At 66.0% G+C, this 17,752-nt stretch carries 19 protein-coding genes; 1 reads left to right on the top strand and 18 read right to left on the bottom strand.

Translation table 11 applies throughout. The features are described from left to right. The 8 genes from Q392_RS31040 to Q392_RS31000 all read right to left on the bottom strand — a co-directional run. Positions 1 to 184: hypothetical protein (locus tag Q392_RS31040; protein ID WP_038218573.1), on the bottom strand; the 184-nt coding region annotated here is incomplete at its 3' end. A 43-nt stretch (positions 185 to 227) separates the two neighbouring features. Continuing rightward, positions 228 to 1,283: a helix-turn-helix transcriptional regulator gene (locus Q392_RS31035; protein ID WP_157008457.1), complete on the bottom strand. Its 1,056-nt coding sequence runs from the start codon at positions 1,281 to 1,283 to the stop codon at positions 228 to 230. Further along, complete coding sequence (locus Q392_RS31615) at positions 1,195 to 2,697, bottom strand: ParB/RepB/Spo0J family partition protein (protein WP_051954138.1); 1,503 nt, start codon at positions 2,695 to 2,697, stop codon at positions 1,195 to 1,197. Before Q392_RS31615 ends, Q392_RS31035 begins: the two co-directional genes overlap by 89 nt. 10 nt (positions 2,698 to 2,707) lie before the next feature. Then, positions 2,708 to 3,580: an ATP-binding protein gene (locus Q392_RS31020; protein WP_169748375.1), complete on the bottom strand. Its 873-nt coding sequence runs from the start codon at positions 3,578 to 3,580 to the stop codon at positions 2,708 to 2,710. After that, positions 3,561 to 4,541: a hypothetical protein gene (locus Q392_RS31610; RefSeq protein WP_051954136.1), complete on the bottom strand. Its 981-nt coding sequence runs from the start codon at positions 4,539 to 4,541 to the stop codon at positions 3,561 to 3,563. Before Q392_RS31610 ends, Q392_RS31020 begins: the two co-directional genes overlap by 20 nt. Further along, positions 4,541 to 4,891 carry a hypothetical protein gene (locus Q392_RS31010; protein ID WP_038218571.1) on the bottom strand — a complete coding sequence of 117 codons (351 nt, stop codon included), beginning with the start codon at positions 4,889 to 4,891 and terminating at the stop codon, positions 4,541 to 4,543. Before Q392_RS31010 ends, Q392_RS31610 begins: the two co-directional genes overlap by 1 nt. A gap of 89 nt (positions 4,892 to 4,980) precedes the next feature. Beyond that, entirely contained in the window at positions 4,981 to 5,259 is a 279-nt protein-coding gene (locus Q392_RS31005) for a helix-turn-helix transcriptional regulator (protein ID WP_051954135.1), read from the bottom strand. 41 nt (positions 5,260 to 5,300) lie between these two features. Next, a complete protein-coding gene (locus Q392_RS31000; protein WP_157008455.1) occupies positions 5,301 to 6,041 on the bottom strand; it encodes a hypothetical protein in 741 nt (246 codons plus the stop codon). A gap of 620 nt (positions 6,042 to 6,661) precedes the next feature. Between Q392_RS31000 and Q392_RS30995 the strand changes: the two genes are divergently transcribed. After that, complete coding sequence (locus tag Q392_RS30995; RefSeq protein ID WP_051954134.1) at positions 6,662 to 7,216, top strand: GAF domain-containing protein; 555 nt, start codon at positions 6,662 to 6,664, stop codon at positions 7,214 to 7,216. Between the two features lie 161 nt (positions 7,217 to 7,377). On the opposite strand, the gene Q392_RS30990 is transcribed toward Q392_RS30995, so the two are convergent. The 10 genes from Q392_RS30990 to aceA form a co-directional block, all read right to left on the bottom strand. Next, the gene (locus tag Q392_RS30990; RefSeq protein WP_038218562.1) at positions 7,378 to 7,746 is read right to left on the bottom strand and encodes a hypothetical protein; all 369 of its coding nucleotides are present in this window, start codon (positions 7,744 to 7,746) and stop codon (positions 7,378 to 7,380) included. A 254-nt stretch (positions 7,747 to 8,000) separates the two neighbouring features. After that, complete coding sequence (locus Q392_RS30985; RefSeq protein ID WP_038218560.1) at positions 8,001 to 8,492, bottom strand: MerR family transcriptional regulator; 492 nt, start codon at positions 8,490 to 8,492, stop codon at positions 8,001 to 8,003. A 91-nt stretch (positions 8,493 to 8,583) separates the two neighbouring features. After that, positions 8,584 to 8,928: an integration host factor subunit alpha gene (locus Q392_RS30980; RefSeq protein WP_038218558.1), complete on the bottom strand. Its 345-nt coding sequence runs from the start codon at positions 8,926 to 8,928 to the stop codon at positions 8,584 to 8,586. A gap of 25 nt (positions 8,929 to 8,953) precedes the next feature. Further along, positions 8,954 to 11,374 carry a phenylalanine--tRNA ligase subunit beta gene (gene pheT / locus Q392_RS30975; protein WP_038218556.1) on the bottom strand — a complete coding sequence of 807 codons (2,421 nt, stop codon included), beginning with the start codon at positions 11,372 to 11,374 and terminating at the stop codon, positions 8,954 to 8,956. Positions 11,375 to 11,396: 22 nt separating this feature from the next. After that, on the bottom strand, positions 11,397 to 12,440 hold the full coding sequence (pheS, locus tag Q392_RS30970) for a phenylalanine--tRNA ligase subunit alpha (protein ID WP_038218554.1): 1,044 nt from the start codon (positions 12,438 to 12,440) through the stop codon (positions 11,397 to 11,399). Positions 12,441 to 12,552: 112 nt separating this feature from the next. Beyond that, entirely contained in the window at positions 12,553 to 12,912 is a 360-nt protein-coding gene (rplT, locus tag Q392_RS30965) for a 50S ribosomal protein L20 (protein WP_038218552.1), read from the bottom strand. A gap of 25 nt (positions 12,913 to 12,937) precedes the next feature. Beyond that, positions 12,938 to 13,141, bottom strand: a complete 204-nt coding sequence (gene rpmI, locus Q392_RS30960) for a 50S ribosomal protein L35 (RefSeq protein ID WP_038218549.1) — start codon at positions 13,139 to 13,141, stop codon at positions 12,938 to 12,940. A gap of 164 nt (positions 13,142 to 13,305) precedes the next feature. Continuing rightward, positions 13,306 to 13,899: a translation initiation factor IF-3 gene (gene infC / locus Q392_RS30955; protein ID WP_084217509.1), complete on the bottom strand. Its 594-nt coding sequence runs from the start codon at positions 13,897 to 13,899 to the stop codon at positions 13,306 to 13,308. Positions 13,900 to 14,006: 107 nt separating this feature from the next. Next, entirely contained in the window at positions 14,007 to 15,914 is a 1,908-nt protein-coding gene (thrS, locus tag Q392_RS30950) for a threonine--tRNA ligase (protein WP_038218545.1), read from the bottom strand. Between the two features lie 262 nt (positions 15,915 to 16,176). Then, positions 16,177 to 17,508 (bottom strand): isocitrate lyase, encoded by a 1,332-nt coding sequence (gene aceA / locus Q392_RS30945; RefSeq protein ID WP_038218542.1) that lies wholly within the window; start codon positions 17,506 to 17,508, stop codon positions 16,177 to 16,179. Positions 17,509 to 17,752: the final 244 nt, after the last annotated feature.

The raw sequence follows: 17,752 nt of genomic DNA, 5'->3' as shown, positions 1-17,752 counted from the left end.
CGTCCACGTCCTCGCGGCGGTAGCGGATCGCTCGGCCGATCTGGAGGTGGCGCGGGCGGGGGCGCACGTCATCGCGGCGCCACATGGCGAGCGTGTCGGGGTGAACCCCGAGTTCATCCGCGAGGGCGGCTTCGGACAGCAGTCGCTGGGAGCTTGCCGTCGGAGTGGTGATCTTCTGGGTCATGGCGGTGACTGAGAGTGGATGAATGAACCTGATCTTCCCGGCCTCAGGCTGATTGAGCCTGCCCGTTTTTTCCACCAAGATCGAGTTGCGCCGCACTCGCGCCCACCACGTCCGCCTGCTCGATCTGCGCGAACATCCGCTCATTGGCGGCCTCGTGCATAAGCACGGCCTTCTTCGTGCGAAACAGGACCGTGGCGAATTCGCCAGCCACACGCTCAAGGGTCGCGCCTCCCTTGACCTCATCAAACGACTCACGGTCCAGGCGTTCCATCGCGTCGAGGACCGCCTGCCCGCGCAGCACCAGCTCGCGGACCGTGGCGCAGCTCGGGCCGCCAAGCAGCTTGTCGTGGCGCACGAGCGCACCCGCTGCCTCGCGCGCGAGCTTGCGCATGAGCTCGCCGAGGGCGCTGGTGATGCGCTCCTCCTGCGAGGCCTTCTCGAACTCGTCATTCAGGCCGAGCAGCCAGTCGGCAGTCACGTCGTAGGCCCGGGATGCCGCCACGATGTGCTGGATGTTGACCGGGCGCGCGCCAGTTTCAAGAAGACTCAGTTGCGTTGACGAGGTGAACCCCATCCGGAAGGCGCCCGCCGTCTGGTCGAAGCCCATCCGCTTCCGCGCAGCGGACAGACGATGAGAGCGCACGGCGCGATCATGTTGTGCCAGGCGCTTTTGCATGTGCTCGGTCACGGGCACGCCCGGCACGTATGCCGCCCCGTCTGCAACCGGCTCCTTCCAGCGGCTTAGGGCCTCCTCAAGCGGCTCAGGCTCGCAGTCAAGCTCAGACTCGTCGTCCGGCGCGCCCAGCGCGGTATCCAGACTGACGCCCAGCAGCGCGACCGCTTCCTCCAGCTTGTCTGCACGCATGGGACGCGCACCGCGCTCGATCTCGTCGAGCACCTTGGCTTGCAGGCCGAGCCTCGATGCAAGCTCGAATAGCGACACGCCCTGCGCCGCCCGGGCCTCCCACAGCCACGCCAGCGGGGCGACACCGCTAGGCCGGGGCTTTCTGCTAAGCGTGGCTCCGATGGCATTTGCAGGCTGCACCACTTCGTCGATGGCCGGCAGCGGAATGGGCGTGGAGGGATTGGTCGGGTTCATGATCTCGTGGAAGTGAGCGAAGACAGCAAGCGCCATTGCAGTGGGCCGGTGCGGCGGAAGGAGGTAGGGAATCACGATCCCCCGCTCTATCGCGACCGCGCGGCCCTGCGATGAGGTTGCGCAGGATCGCTGGCACCTCCGCGCGACCCATGCGGTCGTTTTCCAGAAGGCGGTCGAGCACCGCCATGGCCTCGGCCGTGTCGCGCGGCGGGATGCGCGCCAGGGCGGCGAAGGCGTAGTCCTCATGGGTGCTGCCGGCCGGATCGCAGTCGCCGAAGCCCCCCTCGAACGCCGCGCGCAGCGAGTACAGCGCGTGCCAGTAGTCGAACTCGACCAGGCAGTCGGTGAGCGTGGCGGGCACGAGATCGGGATGTGCAGCAAAGCGTGGCGCAGCGCGATCCACATCGATCCAGCCACGGCCGGCGTCGGGCTTCAGGCCGTCGAGCGCCATCATGCACGCCTCCTCCGCTGGGGTGTAGGCGTACACGGCCTCCATTGAGCCGAATCGAGAAAGCGCTTCGTGCCGACGCTGCGCCTTGGCGACGGCGGTCTTGGCGATACGGTTCAGGTCGCCGAAATTCAGGGTCGCGAGCATCGCCTGAAGGACGTGACCACCGGTGCGCATGATGTGCCCCTCGTAGCGCTTCTGCAGCTCCTTCATCGGCGTGTTGATGCGCTTGGCCGCCTCCAGCGCCCTGCCGATCAGCGCCTGATCGCCGGTGCGCACCATGCCTTGCAGCCAGAGCACGGCATCGACCTCGAAGTCGCCAGTGACGTGCTCGGGCTCCGAGGGAACCACCGGCACGGCCAGCTCGGTCGAGGTGGCCGGCTGGATCGGCGGCAGCGAGAACAGCGCGCGGAACGCCGCGTTGTCGCCGGTGCTCGTGGCGGACGCGATGGGGCGCACCTTACCGATGCTCCCGATCCTCTGCGTGTACGTGGCCCCGCCGCGCTGCACCGTGCGGACAGCGGGCTTCGCATCTTCGGAATTTCCGAAGATGGCGCGGACGCTGGCGACGGTCTTGTCGCTGACGCCGCAGGCACCTGCAATACGGCTGTCGCTCCACTGCGACCATTCCGGATCGCCGAGCATGGTCTCGATGGCCTTGCGCTTGTCGGCGTTGGTGCGCCGCAGGCCGTGCGTGGCGTTGGCCTTCAGGCTGTACAGCACCGCGTCGCGGCGCGACCCCGGCATGATGTTCGCCGAGATCGACTTCATGCCGGCCGCCTTCGCGCCGTGGTAGCGGTGGAAGCCGTCCGCCAGCCAGTGGGCGGCGTCATCGTAGAAAACGATGACCGGCGGGAGGTCCACGCCGGCCCGGAAGGCATCGCGGTACTCGGCGACGGCCTGCGCGTTCATCGCCACGCGGGCCTGGGTGCCGCCGTCGGTGCGGATGGCGCTGAGTTCAAGCATCCCCATCGCTCTAGGCGGCCAGCTTGGGCGAATTGGGGTCGTTTGCAGCCGCACGCGCGGGCTGCGCCTTAGGGCGATGGCTCTCCCAATCGAAGACCACCATCTTGGAGGTCTCCGTCAGGCGGTCGAACACGCGCTCGCCGAGGGTTTCTTTGAGCCCCGCCACATCCCGATTCGTCACCAGAATGGACGGGCGCTGTTCGCGATAGCGACGGTCCAGCACCTCAAAGAGCTGGTTGCGCTCGGCGTCGGTCCCGAACTGCACACCCACTTCATCGAGGACCAGCAGCGGCACACCGCCGAGGTCTTCGAGGACCTCCATCTCCGTGCGCTGGCTGTTCTTGGACCAGGTGGCACGCAGAGCGCGAACGGCATCCAGCGCTCCGATGTACAGGCCGACGTGCTTCGGCGCGATGGCCTGCAGCGCGATGCAAGCCAGCATCGTCTTTCCGGTGCCAGGGCGGCCGGCGAGGATCAGACCGCCGCCATCTTCGACGCGCAGATCGAAGTCGGAGACGAACTTCTGCACCATGTCCAGCGCCTTGACCTTCTCGTGCGAGTCGGCGTTGAATGCCTCGAACGACATGCCCGTGTAGCGGCGGGGAATCTTCGCGGCGCCGAAGGCGGCATGGAGACGCTGACGCTCGATCTCGGCGCAACGCTCGACCTCTGCGCGGCGCTCGGCTACCTCACGGTCCTCCGCGCAGTCAGGGCAAGGGCCCCAGATTTCCTTCCGGCCGCCCAGCAGGCTGATGCCGGCGCTGGTGTACGTGGTCCCGTGCACATCACAGTGCATTTCGCGCTCGCCCAGGCTCATTTTCTGCAGGGCGTCCGCGACGGTACGCGTGGAATTCCGTGCGGGGTTAGAGGGCGAGCGTTCCATCTTCTTGGACTCCGTGTTGATAGTTGAGGTCATCAAATCCGGCGTGCGTGCTCGCCGTCGATTTCTTCGGCGTGGCGCCGACGTGGCGCTGCTTGCACGCGGCCCGCATCCAGGCTCGGGCGCCCAGGGGCTTCTCGATGCACGCCTCGCGCATCACGTCGAAGACCAGCGCGCGGTCGCCGTCCACGTCCTTGATGAGCCGGCCGATGAAGGTGCCGGCGCTGTCGGCACTCACGCCCTGCTCGGCCAGGAGGTGCCGACAGCCGGACCACAGGAGCTTTTCTTGCTCCTCGGTCAGGGGCTCGCCTTCCTTGCGCTGCGGCATCAGGGCCGCCTGTTCGAGAGGGCTCATGGGCGGAACTGCGGCGCCGACGGCGCCCGAGGCTTTAGCCTCGGAATCTCCCTTCCCTTCCTCTCCCTTCCCTTCCTCTCCCTTCCCTTCCTCTCCCTTCCCTTCCTCTCCCTTCCCTTCCTCTCCCTTCCCTTCCGGGGTCGAGGGCTCGTCGAGGTCTCGACGATCATTCGCCGAGGACTCGTCGAGGCGTCCGGGATCGCGCGGCGACTCCTCAGCGGCAGGTTGGCGACGGTTCATCGGTTTGTCACACCTGCCTTGCTGATCATTCGACGCCGCATCGGGCGGCAGCGGGTGCTTCATCGTGGGGCGTTCGATGCGCTGATGGTGCCAGCCAGTGACATGCCAATAGGACTTGCCGCCGACCTCGTAGAGCTTCACTAGCCCCTGCGTCAGCATCTGATCGACGAGGGCCTGCACGTCCGAGGCCGACAGGTCGTCATCCCCCGGAAACACCTCGGCCTTGAGGGTGCGGGCACTCGCCGGATGATTGCCGCCGTCGTCGCAGAAGTTCCAGAGGCCAATGAAAGCGAGGCGAGCGACGGGCTTGAGGTTCATCACCTGTTCGCTCGTATGGAATTCAGGCTTGATGGTGCGGATGCGGGCCATCAGGAAGTACCGCCCACTTGCGATGCGCCGTCGGGCGACGCCAGGGCCTTCTCCACCTCGGCCAGCGTGCCGAGGATGCACGCGCGGCCGTCGGCGAAATCGAGGCGCCAGCGGTAGCGGCCGTCAATGCAGACCTCGCGCTCCAGGCGATGCCCGGCCAGGGCTGCCACGGCCTGGGCGTTCATCACGCGCTTGTCGTGCGGCACGAACTCCACGCTGGCGCGGCGCGCAAAGCCTTCAAGGTCGGCGAGGCGCTGGCAGTAGTTGACGATGTTCCAGCGGGAGACAAGCCAGCCGGCGGCGGCCGACTTCTCGACGCGGTAGCAGGCGGCGCGAAGGGCGGCAATCACGCCCGCCGCGTCGCCAAGATCGTGAGCTGCGCTCGCGCGCTCGCCGCCGAGGCTGCCGACGCAAATCACATTACGCATGTGCCGCCCCCTCACGCCATGGACGCCCGGGCGGCCATCAGCTTCTGCACGAGGGCGCGGATGTCGTCGGCGGACTTGCCGGCGATGCGGGCCGCATTCAGGGCAGCGACCTCGCTACGCGGCCAGCCGCTGGCGCGGGGGCCGAGCTTCACAGGTTGCGTGTAGAGCCCCGACTTGATGTCGTTGTGGTGCTGGGATTTCCGAACGCCGCGAACAGCCAGAACGGCCGGGAGACGGTCGAGCGGATCGACCGCTATTGCGCTTTGGTGGGTGGCAGTGGATGTTTCCATGGGCGGCTATGGTCCGCCGCCGCCCCACTTTCCCGAACCCGTTAGCCCGGCAAACGGAAACTATCTTTCCAGCGCTTGAATGCCTGCGGGTTCGCGCGCTCATCCTTTGCCAGCGCACCCGAATTCAGCATGTCATCGGTGATGTACTTCGCGAATCGCTTTTTCAGACGCTCTTCCGCATCAACATCGTCCCCCTTCCTACTCAAACCGGCACCGAAGTGTTTGATGGCTTCAGCTAGGCTTCCGTGTTTCTTCTTGAGGGCATTCACGACCAGGCCTGCGACGCCGGAGATGGACGAGATATTGGAGTCCGCCGCCTTCTTCAGTACATAGTCGCGCAATGGGTCGTTCCTTTTGGTCTGCGCGTCCTTCATCTTCTTTCCACCAACACTCAGACGGTGCTTCTCCTCCACGTGGGCGACAAAGTAGGTGAGCGCGACACCGGCATGCCGTTGCGCCTCGGAGATTGCCTGCCATGCAAGGTGCTCTGGGGTGCGCGCCGCATGAGCACAGAACGCACAAGTTTCCAGGCAGGCAAGCAGATAGTCGCGCCACCCTCCGAATGCAGACTCGGCAATGATTGCCGCTCTAATCTCGGCATACCCCCGAGGGCGGTCATCAGTCGAGCACAAAATCTGGAACCACTTCCCGATCATCGGAGCGAACGATTCGAGATTCTTTTGGCGCCCGGCGCTCTCCATGAGACCGAGGACGATGCGCGTCGCTTCGTTGGCCGCAACCTTGCGAGTTGTGTGATTCAATGGAACATCCTGCACCTGCATGGGCGCTATTGGAACAGCCCGGTTTGTTGGCACCAAGCAACACCGACAAATTTTGTGCCAATAGCAAGTGTGGTTGGATGCCCGGGCGACATGCCGAAGGGGTATCAACCACCAAAGCGGGGAACAAACCGGGGAACTAGCGACCGTCCGAATTCATGAAACCCAATATCCATGCGGGTTTCAGATGATCCTTCGAGCGGTTTCACACGACCAACAAAACGTCCAAGGGCGTCCGGTTTCATCCACCGGACGCCCTTTTTCGTTGACAGCACGCCATTCACTCGCCTGACAGGAAGGCGTCCTCGCGCACCCAGGCCCGCAAAAGCCGCGACGCTGCGTGCCATCGCAGTCGACGTCGGAACTCTCTCGCCCCTCGTCACAGCGGCTCCTCTCCATCGGACTCCCCACCACTGCCCGCCACTTGCGCCCGTCGGCCGCACGCGCGCGCCTGCATTGCGGTATAGCCAAAAGGTCTTCATCAAACAGTCATCACGATGACCCTCTCGATCAAGAAATAGTTCTGAAGTCTTACTTGCAAGCCCTTGGGGTGAGACGATGAGCGCCTTCGATTTGCGAGAGGCTTGTCAGTTTTGAGTTTTGAGAGAGAGGATCCGTACGGCATGGACGCCTTCGACGTGAAGGTGTCCGAGATTCTTGTTGCCACGGCGGACAGTTGCGACTATCTGATCGACTCGGCGGTCCCGGAGGTCCTGAACGCCATGCGCAAGCACCTGCGCATGGACGTTGCCTTCGTCGCCGAATTCGTTGATGGGCAGCGCGTCTATCGGCGCGTGGCCACTGACGCCAAAGCCAAAGTCATCCGAGACGGCCAGAGCGACCCGCTGGAACGAACCTACTGCAGGAAGGTCGTTGACGGGCTCCTGCCCCGGATGCTTCGGGATGCTGCCAAGCACCCTGTTGCGAGGGAGTTGTCGGCCCCGTTCCCGGTCAGGGCCTTTCTCAGCGTGCCCATCGTTCTGGCCGATGGCAGCATCTACGGCACTTTGTGCTGCTTCAGTTTCGCCCCGAACCAGGATTTGACGAGCCGGGACCTTCAACGCCTGGAAACATCCGGCAAATTGATCGCCCGCCGGATCGACGAGGTGCGCAAGCGGCGGACCGACATGGCGATCCAGGACTGGGCCTTGGCGCCGGTCGATGCGTGGCGCCGATGAGCCTTTTTTGAAGAAGGTGCTGCCACTGGAGCACCGGCCGGAGCATGCACAAAAAACCCGGCACGCTTTCGCGTGCCGGGCCTGCATTCAGGCGCCTCCCGGGCCCGTCCTGGACCTCTGAATCAGGCGGCGCCCGCCTGAGTGCCCTGTGGGCGGCGCGATCAGAGCGCGGCGCTGCGCTCGGCGGCGCGGCGCTGGGCCAGGCTGCCGTTCGTGTACTGCTCGGGGATCTGGCTGTTCACGAACGCCTTGGCGTCCAGGTTCGACGTCGGGTTGTGCGCCGCGGCCACCGCCTCGGCTCGCACCGTCGCGCGGTCCTTCTGCCCCACCACCGGCGCGCTCAGCGCACCGCCGGCCGCTTCGCCGTAGGCGTTGCTCTGGCGTGCGGCCGCGATGGCCTGCTGCTGCACTTCGGCACGGCTGTACGTCGAGTCGATGCTCAGCACGCCCTGGTATTCCTCCGCCTGCGCGGCGCCCACGGCGGCCAGCAGCGACACGGCGGCAACGGCGATGATCTTCGAGGTCTTCATGGTCTTACTCCTTCTTGCTTGGACAGCGTTTGAACAAGGGAGCGAACGGGGCACCTGCCGGGTTCGCTTCGGGTCGGCGTTCAAGCGCTGGCCCGTGAGAAGAATTGTGGACCGGATGGATCAGTAGAAACCCTATGAAATCGGAACGCGCTGTTCGCATGAGCGAAACAATCGATGCACGAACATGCGCCCGCCGCCGGGCGTCGAAGACGCGACACCCCGCCACGAAGGCAGGCGCCGCATGCGTCGGGAGATCAGTAGGGTGTGGGGCTCAGCAACTCGCGGATTTCCCGGAGTTCCCGGCGCAACTGCTGCAGGTGGAGGATGTCGCCGCGGCCAGTCCAGGCCGGCGATGAGGCGAAACCGTTGACGGGTGCCGTCGCGGTGGCGTCGGGCGCAGGCGCCGCCGGTTCGTGAGGCCGCGCCGCTCCCTCGTCGTCGCCGAAGCCTGCTCCCGCATCGCTCCCGCGGCGGCGCTCGCGGTCCGCGTGCACCATCTCCTGGAGCTTGTTGCGCGCGCCGCTGATCGTGAAGCCCTGGTCGTAGAGCAGGTCGCGGATGCGGCGGATCATCAGCACCTCGTGGTGCTGGTAGTAGCGGCGGTTGCCGCGCCGCTTCATCGGACGAAGCTGGGTGAATTCCTGCTCCCAGTACCTCAGCACATGCGGCTTGACGCCGCACAGCTCGGCCACTTCCCCGATGGTGAAGTAGCGCTTGACGGGGATGCTGGGAAGACCCTGCTCCATTTTCTCCATTGAAATCAACACGGTGCGCGGCAAACGTAAGAGGTTACTCCACGCAGGCGCTCATCGCCAGTCCTGCGCGACTTCAGCAGCCTCATTCATCGGCAGAAGCCCCCTCTTCGGAGGGCAAACCGTGAATCTGTTCCTTCAGCTTGGCGCTGGCGTGGAAGGTGGCGACGCGGCGCGCGCCGATCGGGATCAGTTCGCCGGTACGCGGGTTGCGCCCCGGCCGCGGCGCCTTGATGCGGATCTGGAAGTTGCCGAAGCCGGAGATCTTCACGTCCTCCCCTTCGATGAGCCGCTGCGCCACCAGCTCGAAGAAGGCCTCGACCATGTCCTTGGCTTCGCGCTTGTTCAGGCCGATCTGCTCGAACAGCAGGTCGGCGAGCTGGGCCTTGGTGAGTGCCGGCGTCTCGATGGCTTCGATGGTGAATTCCATGGGCGTTGACCTCCTCCCTTGTGGCCTAGGCGCGCAATCGCCCGCCGAGCTGCGCGCCGACGTGCGCGACGATCGCCTGCACCGCCGCATCGATCTCGGCGTCGGTGAGCGTGCCGGCTTCCCCCTGGAACAGCAGGCGCACGGCCATGCTCTTCTCGCCGGCCTGCAGGCCGCCGCCGGCGCCACCGGCGGGGCGATAGATGTCGAACAGCTGCGCCGTGCGCAGCAGGCCCTGCGTGGGCGCCGCGTGCACGGCCGCCATCAGCGCATCGTGCGTGACCGCCTCGGCCACGACCACCGCGATGTCGCGCTCCACCGGCTGCTGGCGAGGCACGGCCTGCCCCTTGGGCAGGTCGCGCCGCGCCACGGCCTCGAAGTCGAGCTCGAACAGCATCGGCGGATGCGGCAGCTCCCACTGCTGGCGCCAGCGCGGGTGCAGCTCGCCCAGCACGCCGACGACCTCGCCGTCCAGCAGCACGCGCGCGCAGCGCCCCGGGTGCAGCGCCGGATGCTCGGCCGCCTCGAAGCGCGGCATGCGCGGCGCGAGCAGCGCCTCCACGTCGGCCTTGAGGTCGTAGAAGTCCACGCGCTGCGGCTTGCCGTCCCAGCGCGCGGCCTGGACGTCGCCCCACGCCAGGCCGCCGATGCGCATCGGTTGGCGCACGCCCTGCACCTCGCGGTCCGAGCCCTGCTCGGCCGCATCGCGCAGGAAGACGCGCCCCACCTCGAACACGCGCACGCGCGGCGCCTTGCGGTCGAGGTTGTATTTCAGGACGTTCAGCAGCGAGCCCATCAGCGACGAGCGCATCACGCTCATCTGGCTGGCGATGGGATTGAGCAGCTTCACCGGGTCGGCATTGCCGGCCAGGTCGCGCTCCCACGCGGCCTCAACGAAGCTGAAGTTGATGGTCTCCTGGTAGCCCAGGTCGGCCAGCCGGTGGCGCACGGCGAAGCGGCCCTGCTGCGATTCGGAACCCACGCGCGCGCGGATCGGCGCCAGCGGCGGCGTGGCGGGCAGGTTGTTGTAGCCCACCAGCCGTGCCACCTCCTCGATCAGGTCCTCCTCGATCGCCAGGTCGAAGCGGTGCGGCGGCGGCGTGACGGAGATGACGCCCTCGCTGGCGGTGAGGACGAAGCCCAGGCGCTGCAGCGCGTCCGCGCACTGGGCCTGCGTGAGGGGCATGCCGATCACGCGCGCGGCGCGCTCGACGCGCAGGACCACCGGCGCCCGCTCGGGCAGTTTCAGAACCTGGTCGTCCACCGGGCCCGGCGTACCGCCGCAGACCGCGATCACCAGCTGGGTGATGCGCTCGATCATCTGCACGGTGCGGCTCGGGTCCACGCCACGCTCGAAGCGGTGGCCGGCGTCGGTGGAGAAGTTGAAGCGCCGCGAGCGGCCCTGCACCGCCTCGGGCCACCAGAACGCCGCCTCGATGTAGATGCTCTTCGTGTCGTCGGACACGGCGGTGGCGTCGCCGCCCATGATGCCGGCCAGCGACTCCACCTCGCGTTCGTCGGCGATCACGCCCACGGTGCCGTCCAGCGTCACGGTGCTGCCGTTGAGCAGCTTGAGCTGCTCGCCCGTGCGGCCCCAGCGCACCGCCAGGCCGCCGTGGATCCTGTCCAGATCGAAGATGTGCGAGGGCTGGCCGTACTCGAACATCACGTAGTTCGAGATGTCGACCAGCGCGGTGACGCTGCGCTGCCCGCAGCGCGCCAGGCGCTCGACCATCCAGGCCGGCGTGGCGGCGGCGGTGTTCACGCCGCGCACGATGCGGCCCGAGAAGCGGCCGCACAGGTCGCTCGCCTCGACGCGCACCGGCAGCGTGTCGTCCAGTTGCGGCGGCACGGCCGGGATCTCCGGCGTGACCAGCGGCGCGCCCGTCAGGGCCGACAGCTCGCGCGCGATGCCGTACACCGACAAGCCGTGCGCCAGGTTGGGCGTGAGCTTGATGGTCAGCACCACGTCGTCGAGCTGCAGCGCGGCGCGCACGTCCTCGCCCGGCAGCAGAGTGGCGGGCAGCTCCAGCAGGCCGCCGTGGTCCTCGCTCAGGCCCAGCTCACGCGCCGAGCACAGCATGCCCTGGCTCTCGACGCCGCGCAGCTTGCCCAGCTTGATGCGGAAGGGCTTGCCGTCCTCGCCGGGCGGCAGCTCAGCGCCGACCAGCGCGCAAGGCACCTTGATGCCGGCGCGCGCGTTGGGCGCGCCGCACACGATGCTGAGCAGCGCTTCGCCGCCGACGTCCACCTGACACACGCGCAGGCGGTCGGCGTTGGGGTGCTGCACGGCCTCCTTGATCTCGCCCACCACCACCTGGGTGAAGGGCGGCGCGGCGGGGCGGCGCTCCTCCACCTCGAAGCCGCCCATGGTCAGCGTCTCGGCGAGGGCTTCGGAACTGAGGGGCGGGTTGCAGAACTCGCGCAGCCAGGACTCGGGGAATTGCATCTCTATGCGTCTCGTTCTGGAATTACTGGAACTGGCCGAGGAAGCGCAGGTCGCCCTCGAAGAACAGGCGCAGGTCGTTCACGCCGTAGCGCAGCATGGCGAGCCGGTCGATGCCGGAGCCGAAGGCGAACCCGATGTGGCGCTCCGGGTCCAGGCCCATGTTGCGCACCACCTGCGGATGCACCTGGCCCGAGCCGGACACCTCCAGCCAGCGGCCGGCCAGCGGGCCCTCCTCGAACATGATGTCGATCTCGGCGCTGGGCTCGGTAAAGGGGAAGTAGCTGGGGCGGAAGCGCAGCTTCAGCGCGCTGGTCTCGAAGAAGGCCTGGATGAAGTCCAGATACATCACCTTCAGGTCCTTGAAGCTGACGTTCTCGCCGATCCACAGGCCCTCGACCTGGTGGAACATGGGTGAGTGGGTGGCGTCGCTGTCCACCCGGTAGGTACGGCCGGGCGCGATGACGCGGATGTCGGGCATGTGTGCCTGGCCGGCGTACCTGCGGGCATGCGCCTGCGCATAGCGCACCTGCATCGGCGAGGTGTGCGGGCGCAGGTTGAACCACTGGCCGTCGGCGTCCTTCATGTCGACGTAGAAGGTGTCCTGCATCGAGCGCGCCGGGTGGTTCGGCGGGTTGTTCAGCGCGGTGAAGCTGTACCAGTCGGTCTCGATCTCGGGGCCGTCGGCCACGTCGAAGCCCATGCTGGCGAAGATCGCCTCGATGCGCTCCTGCGCCCGTGCGATGGGGTGCAGCCCGCCGCCGGCGCGGCGCCGGCCGGGCAGCGTGACGTCGAGCGCCTCGGCCTGCAGCTGTGCCGCCAGCTCGGCATCGGCCAGTTGCTGGCGCCGCTCGGCCAGGGCCGCCTCGATGGCCTGCTTGGCGGCGTTGATGGCAGCGCCGCGGGTCTTCTTCTCATCCACGCTGAGCTGGGCCATGCCCTTCATCAGCTCGGTCACCCGGCCGGACTTGCCGAGAAAGCGCGCCTTCGCGTCCTCGAGTTCGGCGGGGGCTTGGGTGGCAGCGAAGGCAGCGCGGGCCTGGTCGACCAGCAAGTCCAGCTCGTTCATGGGAGACAGGGGGAATGGGGAATGAAAAAGGGCCGGTGCTTTCTCAAGCGCCGGCCCTGGAACCGTGGACGCATCCGGCCGCTCCCGAGGGAGCGTCCGTCGCGGTGCGGAATCAAGCAGCCAGCTTGGCCTTGACCTGCTCCACGATGCCGGCAAAAGCGGCCTTGTCGTGCACGGCGATGTCGGCGAGGACCTTGCGGTCGATCTCGATACCGGCCTTGCGGATGCCGTTGGCGAACTGGCTGTAGGTCAGGCCCAGTTCACGCGAGGCAGCGTTGATACGCGCGATCCACAGTTGGCGGAATACGCGCTTCTTGGTGCGGCGATCGCGGTAGGCATACTGGCCCGCCTTCATCACCGCCTGCTTGGCGACGCGGAAGACGTTGCCGCGGCGGCCGCGGAAGCCCTTGGCGAGGGCGAGAACCTTCTTGTGACGAGCGCGGGCGGTGACGCCACGTTTGACGCGAGGCATGTGTTACTCCTTGTCCGTCAGTTGATCAAATGCCCTGTCCGGGCAGCATGGCGGCCATCGAGACCATGTTGGTCTCGTGCACCGCCACCGCACCGCGCAGGTGACGCTTGTTCTTGGTGGTCTTCTTGGTCAGGATGTGACGCTTGAAGGCTTGACCGCGCTTGACGGTGCCACCGGGACGGACGCGAAAACGCTTCTTCGCGCTGCTCTTGGTCTTCATTTTGGGCATGTGAATGCTCCTTCTTCGTTGTGCTCGCAAGGCGCCGCGAAACTGGCTCGCGGACTTGTCGGCCTTCGAGGCACTTCTTCATCCCGCAGCAGGCCGCCTTGCGGCACCCTGCTGCGAAATCCTCATCGGGCATCCCGCCGCGGCGGGCTGCCCTGGCAGCCTTCTCAGGCCGCCGCCGGCTCGCTGGCCGACTTGGTCGTTCCCCCACCCGCCTTCTTGCGGCCCGGTGCGATCATCATGATCATCTGCCGGCCCTCGAGCTTGGGGAACTGCTCCACCAGGATCGCATCGCCCAGTTCGTCGCGGATGCGCTGCAAGAGCGCCAGCCCCAACTCCTGGTGCGTGATCTCGCGCCCCCGGAAGCGCAAGGTGATCTTCACCTTGTCGCCGTCGTCCAGGAAGCGCCGGATGTTGCGCATCTTGATGTTGTAGTCACCGTCATCGGTGCCGGGGCGGAACTTCACCTCCTTGACTTCGATGACCTTCTGCTTCGCCTTGGCTTCGGCAGCCTTCTTCTGTTCGAGGAACTTGAACTTGCCGTATTCGATCAGGCGGCATACCGGCGGGTTGGCGGCCGCAACCACCTCCACCAGGTCCACGTCGTGTTCACCCGCGAGGCGCAGGGCCTCTTGCAGGGGGACCACACCCAATGCCTCGTTCTCCGGCCCGAAAAGACGCACCTCCGGGGCCATGATCTCCCGGTTCAGGCGGTGCTGGCGTTCCTCGCGCTGGCGGCGGTCGCGAAATGCAGTAGCGATGGTTCAATCCTTCATCAAGATGCTACAAAAAAAGTAGCGTTATCCGCAGCAACGGTGCGCCCTGGCTGTGACAAAAAACCCGGACGAAGGCCCGGGCCGGTTTTCTGTCAACGCTTCTGGGTGATGTCGTCGGCGATCCTCTGGGCGATCGCTTCCACCGACATGGTTCCGAGGTCCACGTTGCCTCGGGCGCGCACCGCGACGGCTCCTGCTTCCTTTTCCTTGTCGCCCACGACGAGGATGTACGGAAGCTTTTGCAACGCGTGCTTGCGGATTTTATACGTAATCTTCTCGTTGTGCAGGTCCAGCTCGACCCTAAGCCCTTGATTCCGCAGCGTTTTCGCCACGTCGCGGGCGTAGTCGGCCTGGGCGTCCGTGATGTTGAGCACCGCCACGTGCACCGGCGCCAGCCAGGCGGGCATGGCGCCGGCGTGGTGCTCGATCAGCATGCCGATGAAGCGCTCCAGGCTGCCGACGATGGCGCGGTGCAGCATCACCGGGTGCGCACGGCCGCTGGTTTCCGTCACGTACTCGGCGCCCAGGCGCTCGGCCATGTTGAAGTCCACCTGCATCGTGCCGCACTGCCACTGGCGGCCGATGGCGTCACGCAGCGTGTACTCGATCTTGGGGCCATAGAAGGCGCCGTCGCCGGGCGCGATGACGAAGTCCACCCCGGAGCGGCGCAGCGCCTCCATCAGCGCGCCCTCGGCCTTGTCCCACAGCTCGTCGGAGCCGATGCGGTGCTCGGGCCGCGTGGCGACCTTGTAGAGGATGTCCTCGAAGCCGAAGTCCTGGTAGACCTTCAGGAGCTGGGCCGTGTAAGCCACGCATTCGTCCAGGATGTGGTCTTCCGTGCAGAAGACGTGGCCGTCGTCCTGCGTGAAGCCGCGCACGCGCATGATGCCGTGCAGCCCGCCCGAGGGCTCGTTGCGGTGGCACTGGCCGAACTCGCCGTAGCGGATCGGCAGGTCGCGGTAGCTGCGCAGGTCGCTCTTGAAGATGAGCACGTGGCCCGGGCAGTTCATCGGCTTGAGCGCGTAGTCGCGCTTCTCCGATTCCGTGACGAACATGTTCTCGCGGTAGTTCTGCCAGTGGCCCGTCTTCTCCCACAGGCTCTTGTCCAGGATCTGCGGGCCCTTGACCTCCTGGTAGCCCGTGTCGCGGTAGACCTGCCGCATGTACTGCTCCACCTGCTGCCAGATGGCCCAGCCCTTGGGATGCCAGAACACCACGCCCGGAGCCACCTCGTCGATGTGGAACAGGTCCAGTTCCTTGCCCAGTTTGCGGTGGTCCCGCTTCTCGGCCTCCTCGATGCGCTGGATGTAGGCGTCGAGCTGCTTCTTGTCGGCCCAGGCCGTGCCATAGATGCGCTGGAGCTGCTCGTTCTTCGCGTCGCCGCGCCAGTAGGCACCCGCCAGCTTCGTCAGCTTGAAGACCTTCAGGAAGCGCGTGTTGGGCACGTGCGGGCCGCGGCACATGTCCACGTATTCCTGGTGGTAGTACAGGCCCATTGCCTTCTCGTCGGGCATGTCCTCGACCAGACGCAGCTTGTAGTCCTCGCCGCGCGACCTGAAGACCTCGATCACCTCGGCGCGCGGCGTCATCTTCTTGATCACGTCGTAGTCCTGCGCGATGAGTTCGCGCATGCGCTGCTCGATGGCCGCCATGTCCTCGGGCGTGAACGGGCGCTCGTAGGCGATGTCGTAGTAGAAGCCCTCCTCGATCACCGGGCCGATCACCATCTTGGCCGTCGGGTAGAGCTGCTTGACGGCGTGGCCCACCAGGTGGGCCGTGGAGTGGCGGATGATCTCCAGCCCCTCCTCGTCGCGGGGCGTGATGATCTGCAGCTTCGCGTCGTGCTCGATACGGTCGCTGGCATCGACCAGCCGGCCGTCGACCTTGCCGGCCACCGTCATCTTGGCCAGGCCGGGGCCGATGGCCTGCGCCACCTCGGCCACCGTCACCGGGCCGGGGAATTCGCGGCGCGAGTTGTCGGGGAGCGTGATCTGGATCATGGGGAAGACTCTTTCGCGAAAAGGCAAGACAAACAAAAAGCGCGGCCGGGGCCGCGCTTTGCTTGGGGTTCTGGCAGCTGGACGCGTCCAGCCCACCTGCGCTACCGGCCCGTGGGGTGCTCGAAACCTTCGGTGGTAGTTCGCGGTGTCATAACCAGAATGCCTTTCTCGTCCTTGTTGGGAGATGAAGAAAGCGGATTCTACCTGCGCAAAAAAGCCCGGCACGTGGCCGGGCTCAAGGTGACAGCAGGCGATTCCCGAATCAGTGGAACTGTTCTTCCTCGGTCGAACCGGTCAGCGCCTTGACGCTGGACGAGCCGCCCTGGATCACGGTGGTCACGTCGTCGAAGTAGCCGGCGCCGACTTCCTGCTGGTGCGACACGAAGGTGTAGCCCTGCTCGCGCGCCGCGAATTCGGGTTCCTGGATCATCTCCACGTAGTGCTTCATGCCTTCGCCGCGGGCGTAGGCGTGGGCGAACTTGAAGGTGTTGTACCAGTTGCTGTGGATGCCGGCCAGCGTGATGAACTGGTACTTGTAGCCCAGCGCGGACAGCTCGTCCTGGAACTTGGCGATGGTCGCGTCGTCCAGATTCTTCTTCCAGTTGAACGAGGGCGAGCAGTTGTATGACAGCAGCTTGCCGGGCGAGGCAGCATGCACGGCCTGGGCGAACTCGCGTGCGAAGCCCAGGTCGGGCGTGCCGGTCTCGCACCACACCAGGTCGGCATAGGGCGCGTAGGCCACGCCGCGGCTGATCGCCTGCTCCAGGCCGTTCTTCACGCGGTAGAAGCCTTCCTGCGTGCGCTCGCCGGTCAGGAAGGGCTTGTCGTTGGCATCGTGGTCGGAGGTGATCAGGTTCGCCGCCTCGGCATCGGTACGGGCCAGCACGATGGTGGACACGCCCATCACGTCGGCAGCGAAGCGCGCCGCGATCAGCTTCTCGATGGCTTCCTGCGTGGGCACCAGCACCTTGCCGCCCATGTGTCCGCACTTCTTCACGGCCGCCAGTTGGTCCTCGAAGTGCACGCCCGCGGCACCCGCGGCGATCATGTTCTTCATCAGCTCGAAGGCGTTGAGCACGCCGCCGAAGCCGGCTTCGGCATCGGCCACGATGGGCAGGAAGTAGTCGATGAACTCCTTGTCGCCCGGGTTCACGCCGCGGCCCCACTGGATCTCGTCGGCGCGCTTGAAGGTGTTGTTGATGCGGCGGACCATGGTCGGCACCGAGTCGTAGGCGTACAGCGACTGGTCGGGGTACATGGTCTCGGACGTGTTGCCGTCGGCGGCCACCTGCCAGCCCGACAGGTACACGGCCTCCAGGCCTGCCTTGGCCTGCTGCATGGCCTGGCCGGCGGTGATTGCGCCGAAGGCGTTCACGTAGCCCTTCTTGGCGCCGCCGTTGATCTTCTCCCACAGCTTCTCGGCGCCGCGCTTGGCCAGCGTGTACTCGATCGGCACCGAGCCGCGCAGGCGCACCACGTCGGCGGCGCTGTAGCCTCGCTTGAGGCCCTTCCAGCGCGGGTTGCTCGCCCAATCCTTTTCGAGCGCGGCGATCTGTTGTTCGCGGCTGAGTTGTTCGGTGATGGTCTGGGGCATGGTCACTCCTGAAGTGGTGGTTCTGGGAACGGTTCCGGCCTTTGCGCCGTTGGAGTGACTTTATCGCAGCGTCAAACTCTTATGTCTTATAGAAGACATGAATTTTCTCATTTATCTACAACCACTTAACTAATACATTTCTCAATGTAGAATTATTTTTCTTGCATTGAGAAATTTTGCGGCGACGCAGCACGATCATTTTCCGCGATGAGAAATGATTTTCTTCTTCATGGGAACGGTGTCG

The sequence above is a fragment of the Xenophilus azovorans DSM 13620 genome (assembly GCF_000745855.1).
Taxonomy (GTDB): Bacteria; Pseudomonadota; Gammaproteobacteria; order Burkholderiales; family Burkholderiaceae_C; genus Xenophilus; species Xenophilus azovorans.
This window is presented reverse-complemented; position numbering and strand designations above follow the sequence as displayed.